Source organism: Mesorhizobium sp. M4A.F.Ca.ET.020.02.1.1, from assembly GCF_004022645.1.
Lineage (GTDB): Bacteria > Pseudomonadota > Alphaproteobacteria > Rhizobiales > Rhizobiaceae > Mesorhizobium.
Map to the genome: position 1 here is coordinate 23404 of NZ_RZOI01000002.1, position 16298 is coordinate 39701.

General features: G+C 61.0%; 16 protein-coding genes. 1 reads left to right on the forward strand and 15 read right to left on the reverse strand.

What is annotated here, in order from left to right:
- Window positions 1-75: 75 nt before the first annotated feature.
- The 9 genes from ccoS to EN742_RS00390 form a co-directional block, all read right to left on the reverse strand.
- Complete coding sequence (ccoS, locus tag EN742_RS00350) at window positions 76-231, reverse strand: cbb3-type cytochrome oxidase assembly protein CcoS (RefSeq protein ID WP_084831491.1); 156 nt, start codon at window positions 229-231, stop codon at window positions 76-78.
- Entirely contained in the window at window positions 228-2516 is a 2289-nt protein-coding gene (locus tag EN742_RS00355) for a cation-translocating P-type ATPase (RefSeq protein ID WP_091595777.1), read from the reverse strand. Before EN742_RS00355 ends, ccoS begins: the two co-directional genes overlap by 4 nt.
- The gene (locus EN742_RS00360; RefSeq protein WP_091595779.1) at window positions 2513-3010 is read right to left on the reverse strand and encodes a FixH family protein; all 498 of its coding nucleotides are present in this window, start codon (window positions 3008-3010) and stop codon (window positions 2513-2515) included. The genes EN742_RS00355 and EN742_RS00360 overlap by 4 nt, the downstream gene beginning before the upstream one ends.
- Window positions 3007-4566, reverse strand: coding sequence for a cytochrome c oxidase accessory protein CcoG (gene ccoG / locus EN742_RS00365; RefSeq protein WP_029354962.1), 1560 nt, complete (start codon window positions 4564-4566; stop codon window positions 3007-3009). The genes EN742_RS00360 and ccoG overlap by 4 nt, the downstream gene beginning before the upstream one ends.
- A 166-nt stretch (window positions 4567-4732) precedes the next feature.
- The gene (ccoP, locus tag EN742_RS00370; protein WP_029354960.1) at window positions 4733-5596 is read right to left on the reverse strand and encodes a cytochrome-c oxidase, cbb3-type subunit III; all 864 of its coding nucleotides are present in this window, start codon (window positions 5594-5596) and stop codon (window positions 4733-4735) included.
- A 2-nt stretch (window positions 5597-5598) separates the two neighbouring features.
- On the reverse strand, window positions 5599-5748 hold the full coding sequence (locus EN742_RS00375) for a cbb3-type cytochrome c oxidase subunit 3 (protein WP_024502864.1): 150 nt from the start codon (window positions 5746-5748) through the stop codon (window positions 5599-5601).
- Window positions 5749-5759: 11 nt separating this feature from the next.
- Window positions 5760-6491, reverse strand: a complete 732-nt coding sequence (gene ccoO / locus EN742_RS00380; RefSeq protein ID WP_091595781.1) for a cytochrome-c oxidase, cbb3-type subunit II — start codon at window positions 6489-6491, stop codon at window positions 5760-5762.
- Window positions 6491-8110: a cytochrome-c oxidase, cbb3-type subunit I gene (ccoN, locus tag EN742_RS00385; RefSeq protein ID WP_091595783.1), complete on the reverse strand. Its 1620-nt coding sequence runs from the start codon at window positions 8108-8110 to the stop codon at window positions 6491-6493. The genes ccoO and ccoN overlap by 1 nt, the downstream gene beginning before the upstream one ends.
- A 499-nt stretch (window positions 8111-8609) precedes the next feature.
- Window positions 8610-9353: a Crp/Fnr family transcriptional regulator gene (locus EN742_RS00390; protein WP_091595785.1), complete on the reverse strand. Its 744-nt coding sequence runs from the start codon at window positions 9351-9353 to the stop codon at window positions 8610-8612.
- A 151-nt stretch (window positions 9354-9504) separates the two neighbouring features.
- Between EN742_RS00390 and hemN the strand changes: the two genes are divergently transcribed.
- A complete protein-coding gene (gene hemN / locus EN742_RS00395) occupies window positions 9505-10854 on the forward strand; it encodes an oxygen-independent coproporphyrinogen III oxidase (protein ID WP_091595897.1) in 1350 nt (449 codons plus the stop codon).
- 236 nt (window positions 10855-11090) lie between these two features.
- Here hemN and EN742_RS00400 read toward each other — a convergent pair whose 3' ends face one another.
- From EN742_RS00400 to trbJ, 6 genes are all read right to left on the reverse strand, one after another.
- Window positions 11091-11333 (reverse strand): DUF2274 domain-containing protein, encoded by a 243-nt coding sequence (locus EN742_RS00400; RefSeq protein ID WP_029354949.1) that lies wholly within the window; start codon window positions 11331-11333, stop codon window positions 11091-11093.
- A 12-nt stretch (window positions 11334-11345) separates the two neighbouring features.
- Window positions 11346-12560 (reverse strand): TrbI/VirB10 family protein, encoded by a 1215-nt coding sequence (locus EN742_RS00405; RefSeq protein WP_091595787.1) that lies wholly within the window; start codon window positions 12558-12560, stop codon window positions 11346-11348.
- An 11-nt stretch (window positions 12561-12571) separates the two neighbouring features.
- Window positions 12572-13597, reverse strand: coding sequence for a P-type conjugative transfer protein TrbG (gene trbG / locus EN742_RS00410; RefSeq protein ID WP_029354945.1), 1026 nt, complete (start codon window positions 13595-13597; stop codon window positions 12572-12574).
- On the reverse strand, window positions 13587-14318 hold the full coding sequence (gene trbF, locus EN742_RS00415; protein WP_095520370.1) for a conjugal transfer protein TrbF: 732 nt from the start codon (window positions 14316-14318) through the stop codon (window positions 13587-13589). Before trbF ends, trbG begins: the two co-directional genes overlap by 11 nt.
- Window positions 14319-15641 (reverse strand): P-type conjugative transfer protein TrbL, encoded by a 1323-nt coding sequence (trbL, locus tag EN742_RS00420; protein ID WP_091595791.1) that lies wholly within the window; start codon window positions 15639-15641, stop codon window positions 14319-14321.
- A gap of 33 nt (window positions 15642-15674) precedes the next feature.
- The coding region (trbJ, locus tag EN742_RS00425; protein ID WP_128332211.1) for a P-type conjugative transfer protein TrbJ at window positions 15675-16298 on the reverse strand (624 nt) is incomplete at its 5' end.

A 16298-nucleotide genomic window follows, 5' to 3' on the forward strand; every position in this document is an offset into this window, starting at 1 on the left:
TGGACAGCTTGTTCCCGACCGAGCCGGCTCGACTGACGAGCGGGATCCGCGCATCTTATGCACAGCGGATTGAAATCAGCGTCCCGGTTTGTCGTCCCGATCAATTAGTATCCGCTCGGCGGCTCCGTCGAGATCTTCGTATTGACCGCTTCGCAATGCCCAGACGAAGCCGGACAGGCCCAGTGCACCCAGAAAAAGGGCCACTGGTATGAGATAGAGCAAGGTCGTCACGAGGATTGTGCCGAATAGCCGACTGCGGAGCGTCTGACTTTTTGAATAACTTGCACCGTCGCATTCGCCATGAAGCCGTGCAAGCGCAATGCGTTTCCAATAACAAGCAGCGATGAGGCAGACATGGCAATCGCCGCTATCAAAGGCGTGACGTGCCCGAGGATGGCGATTGGTACTGCCACCGCATTGTAGACGATTGCGATTGCGATGTTCTGCCGGATCAGGTTTCCTGCCTTGCGCGAGACGCCCAGGGCGAGCGGCACCGCCAGGAGGCTTTCGCGCAGGAAGACGAAGTCTGCCGCGTTGCGGCCAATGTCGACGGCGGTGGCCGGTGCGATCGAGACATGCGCCGCGCTCAGGGCCGGCGTATCGTTGAGGCCGTCGCCAACCATCAGAACCTTGTGCCCAACTTTCGCGAGGGTTTCGATGCGTTCGAGCTTGCCCGATGGCAGCAGGCACGGAACGAAGTCGTCGATATCCAGCAGCTTTGCCACTTCGGCGCAGGCTGCGGCGGTATCGCCCGACAGCATTTGCATCGACACCCCGGCATCGTTCAATCGCTTGATCGCCGCCGCCGCGTCGGCGCGCAGCGCATTCTCGAAATCGAAGGTCGCGACAATGAACCCGTCTTTTGTCAGGGCCGTTCCACCATAGCCATGTTTGCCTTCACCTCCGGTCCGGGCCTTCCATCCAGCCCATCCGCGTCGACCCAGCCGCCAGGTGCTTCCGGCGACAGTGGCTTCGATCCCGAACCCCGGATGCTCTGTGACGGCATCGAATTTGTGTTGCCCGCCAGGAGCGGCAAAGCCGGTCATGGCCTTTGAAAACGGGTGACGCGAATGCGCGGCCATGTCGGCGGCGATTGCCAGCATGCCCGGATCAATCGAGTCCGCATTGACCAGCCGGGGCTGGCCGAGCGTGAGCGTGCCGGTCTTGTCGAACACGGCAGTATCGATCGCCGCGAGGCGCTCCATGGCCGAACCGTCCTTGACCATGATACCGCTCTCGAAAAGCCGCCGCGCCGCGACCACTTGGACGATCGGCACGGCGAGGCCGAGCGCGCAGGGGCATGTGATGATGAGAACAGCGATGGCGATCGTCATCGCCCGGTGCCAGTCGCCGGTCGCCGCCATCCAGCCCAGGAATGTCACGAAGGCGGTGAGATGAACCAGGGGCGCGTAGAGTGCCGACACGCGATCAGCGATGCGGCGATAGTGCGCGCGACCGCCCTCGGCGGATTCCATCAGCCGAACCATCTCCGCCAGGAACGAATCCTTTGCGGCGGCTGTCGCCTGGATCGTCAGCGGGCCGGTAAGATTGAGCACGCCGGCCTGTACTGCTTCGCCCGGCGCCACGTTTTTCGGCGTGCTTTCGCCTGAGGCCAGCGAGCAGTCGAGATCCGACGTTCCCTGGATGATCTTGCCGTCGACGGGGATCCTCTCACCGGCCGCGATCAACAACCGCATGCCTGGTTCGATCTCGCCGACCGGCAGATAGTCGCGCGCGCCGTCGCCGCGCATCACCATTGCGCCACGCGCGGCCATCTGAGACAGGCCCTTCACGGCAGTCCGGGCACGCTCCCGCATCACATGATCCAGCGTGCGCCCGATCAAAAGGAAGAACAGCAGCGATACCGACGCGTCGAAATAGGCGTGGTCGCCATGATTGATCGTCTCATAGAGGCTCATGGCATAGGCGAGCGAAACACCGACCGCGATGGGCACGTCCATATTCATGCGACCATGGCGCAAAGCATTCCAGGCCGAACGGAAGAAGATTCCGCCGGCGAAGGCGAGGGCAGGAATGGCGATCAGCGCCGAGACCCAGTGAAACAGGTCGCGGGTAGCACCTTCGGCGCCGGACCAGACAGAGACCGAAAGCAGCATGATGTTCCCCGCCGCAAAGCCGGCAACAGCGACAGCGCGGATCAGTTCGGCAAGCGTCTTGTCCTTGTCATCGACCTCGGGTGTGAACAGATGCGCCTCGTAGCCCAGCCTGCCAAGCGCGGCGACGAAGGGTGGCACCTCGTCTCCTCGCCACCGGACCGCGACCCGCTTCGTCGACAGGTTGACGCGCGCGCTTTCGACGTGATCGAGCTTTCCAAGTGCCGCCTCGATCGTCTGGATACAGGCGGCGCAATGAACCGTCGGCACTGAAAGATCGGTCTGCCGAAGATCATCGCCAAGCGATCGGCTCGCCAACCTGATCTCCTGGCTGGATGGCAGGACCGACGTGGCGCCGTTCAGATCCAGCGCCATTTCAGCGCCCGGTGCACAACAGCTCATTGCAGCGCTCCATGAGAAATCATAATCCTGCGGACGTCGCGATAGGGTCGTGTCAGGCCGGCATCGGTGTCGACTTCGACGATCCAGACGCCGTCCTTCGGCATATGCTGGGCGGCGAACTCCTGGCCGGAGGCGAGGGCGAGCGTGACGGACTTGTCCTCTTTCTCGTAGGCGGGATGACGAAACAGCACCTTGACGCCGTGCAGAGGAACCGGCTTGCCTGCAGCGTCGGAGAGGCTGTAGCGGACTTCGCCCCATGCGATGGTCAGCTTGCCGGTCCAACCGAGCGCTGCTTGAGCGCGGCCGGCCTCGGCCTCCTTGTTGAATTGCTGGCTGGCCACATAGGTGTTCTCGACGACGAGGCCGGTCCAACTCGTATTGGCGAGCGTGGCCATGGTCAGGTTGACCGCGATGACCACCCCGAAGAAGGTGAGAATGATGGCCAGCATGTGCCTGCCGGTGAATTCGCGAGGCTTTTGGGCATTGGCGGTCATTTGGCGGCCTCTGGCGCGTTGAATGTGGCGGCGTACTCGTTCGACTCGAAGCTCGCCTTATCCTCGACACGGAACTTGAAGGTCTGTGCCGGGGCGTGGATCTGGTCCGCCGGTTGGCGAACGAAGACCTTCAACGTTTTCAGGCGGTCGGGTTCGACCGGGATGGCGAAAGACCGGCCGGCCGGGATGTCGTCGCCGACGACGACCATGTCGGCACCCTCCAGACCCTGCATGGTGACGACGATTGTCCTTGGCTCAGGGATCATGTTGAGCAGCTTGACGCTATAGCCATTGCGGATGGAGCCATCGGATAGTGTGACGAATTGCGGATTGCGGTCATGCAGCACGTTCAGTTCGAGCCGATCGCGCGTCAGCAGCGAATAGAGCAGGCCCAGCCCGATCAGCGACCACAAGCCCATGTAGACGTAGGTGCGCGGCCGGAAGATCTTGCGAATGTGAAAATGCGCCACCTGATCGGAGAAGGTGCCGACAGCAGTCCTGACCAGCGACGGATTGATTGAACTGGAGCCGCCTGCGGTCGCCAGCATCATGTTGGCGTTGTAGTCGGAGAGCGTCGCGTAGGAGATCAGCCCGCGCTCCTTGCCGAGCTTGTCCATGACGCCGTCGCAGGCGTCGATACACAGCGCGCAGGTAATGCATTCGAGCTGCTGGCCGTCGCGAATGTCGATTCCCATTGGGCAGACCGCGACGCAGGCATTGCAGTCGACGCAGTCGCCGACGGACTGCCCCGAGGCTTGCACCTTCTTGGCGTGGCGCGATCGCGGCTCGCCGCGCCAGTCATTGTAGGTGACGGTGAGCGAATTCTCATCGAGCATGGCTGCCTGGATGCGCGGCCATGGGCACATATAGGTGCAGACCTGTTCGCGCATCAGGCCGCCGAAGGTGTAGGTCGTCGCCGTCAGCACGGCGATGGTGATGTAGGCGACAGGTGCGGCGGTACCGGTGAAAAGCTCGCCCACAAGTGTTGGTGCATCAGCGAAATAGAAAATCCAGGCGCCACCGGTCGCCGCCCCTATGACAAGCCAGATGGCGTGTTTCGAGACCCGCAGCATCAGCTTGCGGGCGGTCCAGGGGCCGGCATCGAGTTTCATGCGGGCGTTGCGGTCCCCCTCAATCGCACGCTCGACGACAAGGAACAGATCGACCCACACGGTCTGCGGACATGCATAGCCGCACCAGGCACGGCCGACAGCAGAGGTAATCAGGAAAAGTCCAACACCGGCCATGACCAGGAGGCCGGCCACATAGAAGAATTCCTGCGGCCAGATCTCGATGAAGAAAAAGTAGAAGCGCCGATTGGTGAGATCGAGCAGCACGGCCTGGTCCGGGGCAAATGGGCCACGATCCCAATGCAGCCACGCAGTCAGGTAATAGATGCCAAGTGTGATCGTCATCACCAGCCATTTGAAGCGGCGAAAGTTGCCCGAGGCGCGCTTCGGAAAGATCTTTTGACGCGCGGCATAAAGGGGCTTGCGGGTTTTGGCGGCATTGACAGTTTCTGTTTCGAGCCGTGTCAACTGCGTCTTGTCACGCACGTGCAACTCCACTTTCCCAGCCAATGTCAGGGGCACCTGTCGAAAAGCCTCGCGGTAGGACAGCCTTGCCGGGTTGTGCAGATCGCATTAGGAATGGTGTCGAGGCCCGGCTCGCGCCGGGCCTCGTCCGCTTGGCAGGGGTGACCGAAGAATAGGGCTTCCATTCCTATTCTCCGCCGCCAAGCGAATGGACATAAACTGCAAGTTCCTTGACCTTGATCTCGCCGAGACGGCCAACCCAGGCCGGCATGACGCCCTGCTTTGGCGCACGAACCTGGGCGGCGATGGCCGTCTCGCCGGACCCGTAAAGCCAGATCGCGTCAGTCAGGTCGGGGGCGCCGAATTCCCTGTTGCCTTTTGCATTGTCGCCGTGACAAGCGACGCAGTTCTCGGCAAAGACCTTGGCGCCGGGTTGGATCAGACTTGCATCGCGGACCTTGCCGGAAAGGCTGGCCACGTAGGCGCTGACTTGTGCGATCTGGTCGGCGGTGATGATGTCGCCGAAGGCCGGCATTTCTGACAGTCGCGTGTCCGGATCGGAAGCAAAGCGGAGGCCGTGCGTGATCGTCTGCTTGATCTGGTCGGGGCTGCCGCCCCAGAGCCAGTCATCGTCATTCAGGTTGGGAAAGCCCTTCGACCCCTGAGCGCCGGAGCCGTGGCATTGCGTACAGTTGACCTTGAACGCGGCAGCCCCGGCAGCGACCGCGAATTCGCGCAAGGCATCGTCGGTCAAGATCTCCGAGACGCTCTTTGCCTGGATGGCTGCAACATACTTGCCCTTGGCGGCCTCGGCCGCGGCAAGGTCGTTCTTGACGTCCTTACGGCTTGAATAGCCGAGCATGCCCTTGGTTGCCGAGGTCAGCATCGGCCATGCCGGGTATGCGGTCGTATAGACGAGCGCCCACGCTATGGTGACGTAGAAGGTAATCACCCACCATCGCGGCAGAGGATTGTTGAGCTCCCTGATGCCGTCCCATTCATGGCCGGTGGTTGAGACGCCGGAGACCTCATCGATGTGCTCGTCGCTCATGATCACTCGTCCTCGAGCGGAATGCGGGCAGCTTCGTCGGCCAGCCTTCGGCTGCCGGGGCGTAGGGCAAAGGCGATGCACCCGACGAAGAACAGCGCCATCGCAACCAGGCCCCAGCTGTCGGCAAACGCCCGCATCAAATTGTAGGTCATCAGCGTTCTCCTCAGCGGTAGCCGGCGGCTTCGTCGTAATTTTTGAAGTCGACCAGTGTGCCAAGCATCTGCAGGTAGGCGAGCAGGGCATCCATTTCGGTGACCTGTTGCGGGTTGCCGTCGAAGTCGCCGATCTTGACTTTGGGGTAACGCGCCTCAAGGCCTGATGTGTCGGCATTGGGATCGGCCTGCGCCGCCAGATCCGCATTGGCGTGCGCGATCATGTCATCGGTGTAAGGGACGGCTACACGCCTGTTGGCGACCAGATGCGTCGAGAAATCCTTCACGTCGATCGGCGTGTCTTTCAGGAACCCATAGCTCGGCATGATCGATTCCGGCACCACCGAGCGCGGGTCGGTAAGATGCGCGACATGCCATGCATTCGAGTAGCGGTCGCCAACTCTGGCGAGATCCGGCCCGGTGCGCTTCGATCCCCACTGGAAGGGGTGATCGTACATGGACTCGGCAGCCAGGCTGTAGTGGCCATAGCGCTCAACTTCGTCGCGGAACGGCCTGATCATCTGGCTATGGCAGAGAAAGCAGCCCTCGCGCATATAGATGTTGCGCCCGACAAGTTCGAGCGGCGAATAGGGGCGCATGCCTTCCACCTTCTCGATCGTATTGTCGAGATAGAAGAGAGGCGCTATCTCGACGATACCGCCGACCGTCACCACGAGCAGCGAGCCAACGAGAAGAAGCGTGGCGTTCTTCTCGATGATTGCGTGTTTGTCCATCAAGCCCATTACCTGGCTCCTGATCGCGCAGGTCGGATGGCGACGGGGCTCGGCATCGGCTCCTCCTCGCGCTGGTGGCCGAGGATGGTCATGGTGATGTTCCAGGCCATGATAAGGGCGCCGGAGAGGTACATGGCCCCACCGATGGCGCGCATGACGTAGTATGGGTGCATGGCAGCGACGGTTTCGGCGAAGGAATAGACCAGGAAGCCCTGCTGGTCGTATTCACGCCACATCAGGCCCTGCATGATGCCTGACACCCACATGACCGAGGCGTAGACGACGATCCCGAGTGTCGCCAGCCAGAAGTGCCAAGTGACGAGCCGCAGCGAGTAGAGCCGGTGACGGTTCCAGAGCTTCGGCACCATGTAGTAGATTGCGCCGAACGAGATCATGCCAACCCAGCCGAGCGCGCCCGAATGGACGTGGCCGATGGTCCAGTCGGTATAATGCGACAGCGAATTGACCGCCCTGATCGCCATGATCGGGCCTTCGAAGGTCGACATGCCATAGAAGGCGACGGCCATCACCATCATGCGGATGATCGGATCGGTGCGCAGCTTGTCCCAGGCGCCGGACAGCGTCATCAGGCCGTTGATCATGCCGCCCCAGGACGGCATCCACAGCATGATCGAGAACGCCATGCCGAGCGTCTGCGCCCAATCTGGCAAGGCGGTGTAGTGCAGGTGATGCGGGCCAGCCCAGATGTAGAGAAAGATGATCGCCCAGAAATGGACGATCGACAGCCGGTACGAATAGACTGGCCGGTTCGCCTGCTTGGGCACGAAATAATACATCATGCCAAGGAAGCCGGCGGTGAGAAAGAAGCCGACCGCGTTGTGGCCGTACCACCATTGGGTCAGCGCGTCCTGGACCCCGGAAAAGGCGGAGTAGCTCTTGGAGCCCAGGAACGAGACTGGCATCGACAGGTTGTTGACCACATGCAGCATCGCGATGGTCACGATGAACGACAGGTAGAACCAGTTGGCGACGTAGATATGCGGTTCCTTGCGCTTCAGGATCGTGCCAAGGAACAGAATGAGGTAGGCGACCCAGACGATGGTCAGCCAGACATCCACATACCATTCGGGTTCGGCGTACTCGCGGCCCTCGGTGATGCCGAGCAGATAGCCGGTCGCGGCCATGACGATGAACAGCTGGTAGCCCCAGAAGACGAACCAGGCGAGATCACCGCCGAAGAGGCGGGCGCGGCAGGTGCGCTGCACGACATACAGAGACGTGCAAAGCAGCGCGTTGCCACCGAAGGCGAAGACGACACCGGATGTATGCAGCGGCCGCAAACGGCCGAAATTGAACCAGGGCTGGATGTTGAGATCGGGATAGGCGAGCTGAAGCGCGATCACCACGCCGACCAGCATCCCGACGACACCCCAGAACACGGTGGCGATCGCGCCGTAGCGGATCGGACCATCCATGTAAGCGGATGGGTCAATCGGAGCTGCTGGCTTGAACTCCGTGTTGCGCAACAGGATCGCAGTGAAACCAGCCACTGCGAAGAACAACACCCACATATGTCGGCGGAAAGGTTCATCCACGCCGAAGCCGGCGGCCACCAGGGCCGCAAAAGCGAACACGCTTAGAAGGACGATCTCTGTGCCGAATTTCATTGCAGATCCCGATCTCGAATCTGGTGGATGCCAAATCCGCAGCGCACTAATTGCGCAGCCGCCGCCCCCTCGCCCTGATCTATGTCAGGCCGCACGATTTTGTGTCGGCGGCGCAATCAGCAGGTGGCGAATGAACGAGGAACGCAGCGCGGGCTCACCCCCTCATGGAAGGCGTTCCCTGGGTTGGGCGGGCGCAGACGCGATCGATTGAGGCGAAAGCTGAGGCTCTGCGACGCGTTGGATGCTATTGCCGATGCCCTGCCAAACGTTGTTCGGATCCCATTGGAAACGAACGCGATCGTTCGGCCGAGCCGTGGCAGCTTAAGGACCGTGCTTCGCCGGTATGTGCCGAAACACACCTGGCGATTGGTCGTCGTCCCTATCAAAGCCCGAAAGCTGTCTGTCTCGACCGTGACGCCGCTTCTTCGAAGGCGCGGCGACATCGCATTAGAAGGCAAGCACGGCCCGCCCCGGAGCCATGCGACATGGGCCTCGCCGCTTAGGGCCGCTCGCGTCCGCCGCCACAGCGCTTCTCCAGACGGCTTATGCTGTCCACCGTCACATGGCGTGCGTTCTCAATCCGAATCACCCCGTCAGCCCGCAATCGCGTCAGTTGGCGGCTCACGGTTTCGTTGGTAATTCCAAGGAAATCAGAGATTTCGGCACGCGTCAGCGGCAGATCGAAGGACGCTGACCTGGAAGCCGCGTCGAGACTGGAATCGATATTCCGGGCCATCATGAGGAGAAAACTCGCCACCTTTTCCGGAGCTGTCTTGCGCCCCAGCGTCACCATCCACTCGCGCGCCTCATCGAGTTCATTCAGCGTCTGTTTGAGCAGGCGATGCTCGAATTCCCGTGACGCCTTCATCATCCGTTCGACGGCCGCTCGCGGAAACGAGCACAGCGTGACTGCTGTTGCCGCTTCCGCATTGATCGAGCTTTCCACCTTGAAAGGACGTCCCAGAAAATTCGGTGCAAACTGGAGACCGACGATCTGCTGGCGCCCATCCGACAGGCTCTTTGATAGCTTTACCACGCCTGAAAGCACGTTCGAGTAGCTGTCGACGTTCTGTGCCTCGCCGGTCAACTCCATTCCTGACTCGATCCGGCGACGCGAGCAAGTCTTGGCGAGCCCAACCAAATTGTCTGGATCGAGCGCACCGCAGACACCGCGACGCCGTGCCTCGCAAGGGAGGCAAAGAACAGGAATGCCGGAAGTATGAATGTCTTGCCGAAAGGTCATGCGTTCGCTTTACCCGATCCTAACTGCCGGCAGGATACCCATCCAGGGTAGAGAAGTCCTGCGGCGGTTTGTCCATGCGCGCGGCTGATCGAGATCAGGGTCTGCTTCAGCGATGCGTGCAGTGTTCGGCGGGCAACACGGTGAACGCGAGATGCAATCGGAAATAGCTGTCAAACTCAGCGAGAACGTCCCACGCTACACAAGCTATCCGACGGCGCCGCATTTCCATTCCGGGGTCGATGCTGCCATTTACCGTGGCTGGTTGGAGGCGCTGGAAAGTGGCGACGAAATCTCGCTGTATTTGCACATTCCTTACTGCGACAAGCTCTGCTGGTTCTGCGCCTGTCACACCAAGCAGACGCACCAATATGAGCCGGTGGCCGCTTATCTGCGCTCGCTGAATGCCGAAATCGTCACGATTGCCGGTCTGGTGAGCGGCAAGGCACATGTCCGTGCAATCCACTTCGGTGGCGGTTCGCCAACGATGCTGAGGCCCGATGACATGGTTGCTCTTGGAGCGGCCTTGCGGGACAGCTTCGACCTTCTCCCGGATGCTACGGTCAGCATCGAAATCGGAACCAACGACATGGACAAGGCGCGCCTTGATGCGCTTGCTCAAATCGGCGTAACGCGGGCGAGCCTCGGCGTGCAGGATTTCGATCCGCAAGTGCAAAAAGCAATTAATCGTGAGCAAAGTTTTTTGCAGACCAAGGCAGTCGTCGACGGGGTTCGTTCGCGGGGCGTTGAATCGGTCAATCTGGACCTGCTCTACGGGCTCCCGAATCAGACACGCGAGACGATCTGTTCCACGGTGGCGCAGGCACTGACCTTGGAACCAGACCGGATGGCTCTGTTCGGCTACGCACATGTGCCCTGGTTCAAGAAGCATCAGACGATGATCGACGAGGCATGGCTGCCGAGTCCCACCGAGCGTTTCGCCCAATCTCAACTCGCGGCGCGGGCAATTGTCGCCAAGGGATATGAGGCAATAGGACTCGATCATTTCGCGAAGCCCGACGATGCGCTGGCCATAGCGGCCCGCGCAGGGGTTTTGCATCGCAATTTTCAGGGCTACACCGAGGATCGCTGCCCGACACTGATCGGACTTGGCCCTTCGTCCATCGGTCGTTTTCGCCAAGGCTACGTGCAGAACATGGCTTCGACTGCCGGGTACGGGCGCATGGTTGCGGATGGCGGGTTGGCTGCCGTCCGGGGCGTTGCCCTTTCCGACGACGATCGCGTCCGTGGCTGGATAATCGAGCGGCTGATGTGTGATTTTGCCTTCTCGGCAGTCGATCTGGTGGAGCGGTTCGGCAAAGCCGGCGAGAAGCTCCTTCATCGCTCGAGGTCCATCGCCCTCCACGATCCTGCCCGAGCGCTTGAATTCGATGGCGACAGTTTCGTCGTACGGGCTGAAAGTCGCCCCTTCGTTCGAACCATCGCGGCCAAGTTCGATACATATTTCAAAGGGGGAACGGCGAGGCACTCGGTGGCGGTCTGAGCAAAGCACAGTGCGCTCGCCGTTTGGTCGATCGCGAACCAGCTGCGTTTCATTTTGACCGCTCATAGGCGACTACCGCATCCAATCGAAAATGCAAACTTAGGCTGTTGCGCGGTATTTCCTTCCACATCCTCTCTTACGCATACCTGCATTCCAAGGTGTTTGATCCTATGCTTCGCGAGGAGCAGGTAGGCCGCGACAGCTAGGCAATGTTCCAGCTGCCTCTAGCGGAGGAGTCACGATTTTTCGGCAAGCTCCGTCGGCAGACCTTCTTTTCGGGCCTTGGCAAAGGCTCGGTCGCCTTCCAGAAACGCCGCCAGCATGAAAGGGATGAGTTCTGCCACGGTTTCAGACTGACGATAGGTCTGACGGTAAAGTGCAGCATACTCCTTGAGTGTTTGGCCCAGCTCCGCGCTGACGGTAATGGTGATCTTCGAAGCTGTTCGGTCTGGAAGCTTTCCAAGTTTCAGGTCAGCCATGGTAACTCCTGCTCAACTCGCGTATGGCCGCAGCACGATGTCCTTGTGCACGATGACGCGCAGTGGCCAACCTGGGCGGACGATGATGGTGGGCTGGATATTGAGGTTTTTTTCGGTGATGCGCTGGCCGGCTCGACTGGCGTTCTGCTGGGCTGATTCCCGGATCGCCTTGACCAGATCGCTCTCGTTTTCGCCGAGGCTGAATTCCGTGCCGACACCGAGCAATGTGGCAAGCGCCACCCCCTTGATCAGCTGCCAGGTGTGGAAATCGACTTTGTCTTCCAGCCCTGCGTAGCCGGCGGTGTCGCTCGCGGGCAGATTGTCGATTTCGACCGACGAGCCGTCGGGCAGCAGAATGCGCTGCCAGACCAGCAGCGCTCGCTTTTGCCCGAACGCGACGACGCTGTCGTAGACGCCGATAAGACGTGAGCCCTGCGGAATCAGCAATATGTTGCCCGTGACCGTGTCGTGCACATTCTCGGTGACTTGCGCGACGACAAGGCCCGGCAAATCGGAATTGATGCCGGTGATCAGGCTGGCGGCAATCACGCTGCCAGCCATCAGTTGATACGGCGAGATCGGCGTCTGCAGCGCATGCGGATTGTAGATCCCGCCAGTGCTCCGCTGGCTGAGGAAATCAAGCTTTCGCTGCTGATTGTTCTGGTCGCCTTCCGCCGGCGCCACCGAGGCTGACGCGCGTGCTGCTTCGGATTGGGGAAGTGCCTCAAATGGATGCTGAGCAGTTTGCACGCTCTCACCGACATCTGTCTGTTGAGCTCGATTTTCGACACGGAAAAGCACCTGCGATTCACGCGCTTCGATCGCCTGCTGCGCTAGACGCTGCTCCTCGGCCGAGATGTCTTGACCCGGCACGATGCCGAGCTGGCGCTGCCGCTCGAGGATGGGGCGACCGAGGTCGCCCGGCAAAGGTGGCCCAAGGACGGGAGGCTTCGGCTTCATGCCGGAATAGTCATGGGGAAGCGTATCGAGTCCCTCGACGGTTGGTTTGCGCTCAGTGCTGTAGGGATCTTCCGCCTGATCCCTGATGCGAAGGGCCGGCCCCTGGAGCGCCATCATGGCAACGCCGAACACAGCGCCGGATCCGAGCGCTGCGATCGCGATGATCACACCGCGCCTGAACCGCACCACGCGGCGGGGAGAGGCCCGAAGCTGCAGTTCCTCGGGATCCAGTTTCGGCGGGATGCCAGAGCGGGAATTTTCGATCATGAGCCCTCACCTCACCGGCTGGAACGCGAAAAGAGCGAGATCCGCCGTAGCGGTTGCCTGTCGTCAATCCTGCTGATGCGGATCACCTGCTGCTGCTTGGTGCCGAGGCGAAGTTCGGCCGCGGCGAAGAGCCGATCGACGATGTAATAGTTGCCGCGCACGCGATAGTTGACGAGCTCGCTGCTCCCATCTGCGCCGACGATGAAGAGTGGTGGCGCCTCGCCCTGATCTATGCGACGAGGGAACTCAATATAGACCTTGCTGCCGTCGTCGAAGGCTCGCGTCGGTCTCCAGGGCGGTGTGTCGCCACTGATCGAGTAGCGAAAGCGAAGGTTTTCGAGCGCGATATTCGACGCGACCGGTGTAACTGCCTCGGCTTGAGCATTGCGCTGGCGAAGCGCGATGATCTGGTCTTGGCTGTAGGTCCAGGAGATTGCCGCCATTGCTGTCTTCTCGGTGCTTTGAAGCTGCAAATGATAGGTCCGCCGGTCCGTCGTAATGACGACATTGGTGGCAAGACCCGGCGCGAAGGGTTTCACCAGAACATGGGTGCGCTGATTGTCACCGGTGCCGCTTGCGGTATCGCCTATGACCCAGCGCACGGTGTCGCCAGCCGACACGGCGGTTAGTTTCTCGCCCGGCTGCAGAGCGATGTCGGTCACGCGCTCCGGCGCGGCATAGAGCTGATAAAGCGCGCCATCGGTGAAGGGGTAGACTTGCACGGCATTAACATACCCGTACTTGGTGGGTTGCTGGGTCGCGGCTTTGTTGGCATCAGCGACGCGTTCTTCAGGGGGGCGCTTGTCCTCGGCCTTGCCGGACTCGGGCTGCAATTGGCCAGGCAGCGGCAGTGGTTTTGGCACCTCGACAATTCTAATCGGCCTCTCCGGCGCCTTCTCGATCGCGGCCGGTTTGAAGTCAGCAGCGTCATAGGAAATCTCAGGCGGCGGCACCTTCTTCGATGCACAAGCGGAAACGACCGCTGCCGACACCGATAGGATCAGCACGGCACGAATCGGTGACATTTTATCTTTCATTGGTGGACTCCGTCGGAGAAAGGGGGGGTGGGACGGCGCTGTCGAGCTCGCGTGACCAGTCAATGGCGTTGATGAAGACGCCGAGCGGATTCTTGCGCAGCTGATCCGTATTGCTTGGCGAGCGGATCACGATCGTGAGGATCGCAGTCCAGCGCATCGTGCTGGCAAGGCTTCCGCGCTCAAACACCTGCTCGGTCCATTTGACCTGGAATGAACTTTCGGAGGCCCTGACCACGCTGGTGACCTGTACCGAGACACTGCGCGTTCCGATCTGACCGAAGGGGTCGTTCGCCTTGGCGTATTCGTTGAGGAAGAGCGCTGCGCGATCGCTAGCAAAGTCGTAAGCTGCGAACCAGTTCTGCCGTACCAAAACCGGATCGGTGGAAACGGAACGGACATTCTGGATGAAGCGGCCGAGATGCCAGGCGATCTGAGCATCCGAGGGCTCATAATTCCGGATTGCCGGCGCGACGGCGCGCGTCTCGCCGAAGCCATCGACCTCGACGACGTAAGGCACGACACGGCTTTGCATCGACTGCCATACGAGTCCGCCGGAAAGTCCGGTCGCCAAGGCCAGGCACCCAAGGGCCATGAGCCGCCAGTTCCTGGCCTGCAGTCGAGATGAGCCGATGCGCTCGTCCCACAGCTGGGCGGCTTTTTGATACGGCGTGACCGGTTCGGGTGTTTTGCCGTAACGGTGCACGGGTCGCTTGAAGAGCATCTAGTCATCCTTGTCGTTGAGAGAGGGGTTGGCGCTGCCTCCCGGCCGGTCTCCGTCTCGGACAGCTTGCATGGCAGCGTGGCGATGTGCACGGGCGGTCTGTTCAGAACGTAGGCGCCTTGCCCACGTCGGCGCCGAAACAGTGGCCGAACCGGCAGAGCGCTCGGTCATTGACGCGGTCGGCGTGCCGCCGGTCGCGGTCCACGCGGCATCGCGCCCGGCATCGGCGTTGCGCCCAACACTTGCAGTGGCGGATCGCGCTACGCGTATAGCGGCGCCGCCAGCGGCACTGGTTACACCATGCATTCCAGCAGCCACACCGGAGAGGCCAACGTCGGGCGAGGTTGCGCGCCCGATCTGCCAGGACGTGGAAGCAGCCGATCCCATTGTTGTGCCGGCGCGGATGGCGGCGAGACCGCCGCTGGTTGCCATACGCGCGCCAGAAAATGCCGTGCCTCCAGCAACGAGTGATACACCCGCTGCCGCCGCGGTCGTGCCGAGGGCGGCGCCCGCGCCAAGCTGCGGTGCGCCTGAGACAAGACCCGACGCGATCCCCGGCCCAAAAATGCCAAGGCCAAGCAGTGCCAGTGCGCCCAGTACCTGGGACATGGCAGCGGCCAGATCCGGCTCCTTGCCTTGCAATGCGGAAGCGAACTCCCCGAAGAGCGTGGAGCCGATGCCGACAATGACGGCGAGCACCATCACCTTGATGCCTGACGAGATAACATGGCCGAGCACGCGTTCGGCCAGGAACGCTGAACGGTTCCAAAGTGCGAATGGAACCAAAACAAAACCTGCCAGCGTGGTGAGCTTGAACTCAAGGATAGTGATGAAAAGCTGGATGGAAAGGATGAAGAAGGCGATGATGACCAGGAACCAGGCCATCAGCAGCACGAAGATGGTCAGTGCGTTGCCGAAGATTTCCGGGAAGCCCAGGAGCTGACTGGCTTGGTCAAGCATTGGCCAAGCACCTTCGAAACCGGTCGCGGCAATGCGGCCCGGGCGCAGGAGATTGTCTGCCGACAGATTGCCGGCCGACGCATTAATCCCGAGACCGGCAAAAGAACGATAAATGATATCGGCGAGGTTCTTGAAATTGTTCAGGATGAAGGCGAAGACGCCAACATAGAGCACCTTGCGGACAAGCCGGCCGAGAACGCTGGTCTCCTCGCCGAGCGCCCACGCCAGGCCGGCAAGTGTGATGTCAATGCCGATCAGAATGGTAGTGAGGAAGGCGACGTCGCCCGAGAGCAGACCGAACCCGCTGTCGATGTAGCGGATGAAGGTCTCCATGAAGCGATCGATGACGCCAAGGTCGTTCATGCCGCTGCCTTCCTCGTCGTGATGAACTCGTGATTAATTGCCGGGATAAGCCGAGCCGGTACCCAAGAATCGCTTCGTCATCTCGCGGGCGGCTTCCTCTGACTGGGCCTTGCGGGCGGCATCCTCGGCCTCAGCTCGAAACTGCGTTGCGAGCAGCGTCTGGATCTGCATCTGCTGCTTTGTCGAAAGCGCTATCAGCTGGTTGGTGGCCTGGCTTGCCTGAAGCGCACCGGCCGCCCCTTGGCTGCGGTTGACGAGATCGGCGAGCAGATCGCCGTCGGCGCGGACGTTCTCGACGATTTGCGACTGGACCCCCATGGTCTGGCGGAACGCCTGCATGGCGCTTTGCCAACGCTCGCGCGCAGCACTCGCCACATCGCTGACCTTGATCGTGGCGTCGTAGCTTTCCGGATATTGGCTGCGCCACTGGTCTTGAAGCTTGCCCAGATCAAAGCTGAGGCCACTCGCCTGGTCCATCAAGCCGTCGATGCGATGGAGCGAACCGGTGAGTTGGCCAACGGAAGAGAAATCCAGACGCTGAAGATTGCGCGCCATGTTCTGCAGCATGGTCGCCTGATTCTGCAGCGACTGGATCTGGTTGTTGATCTGCTCCAGGGCGCGCGCGGCCGTCAGCACGTTCTGCGCATAATTGGACGG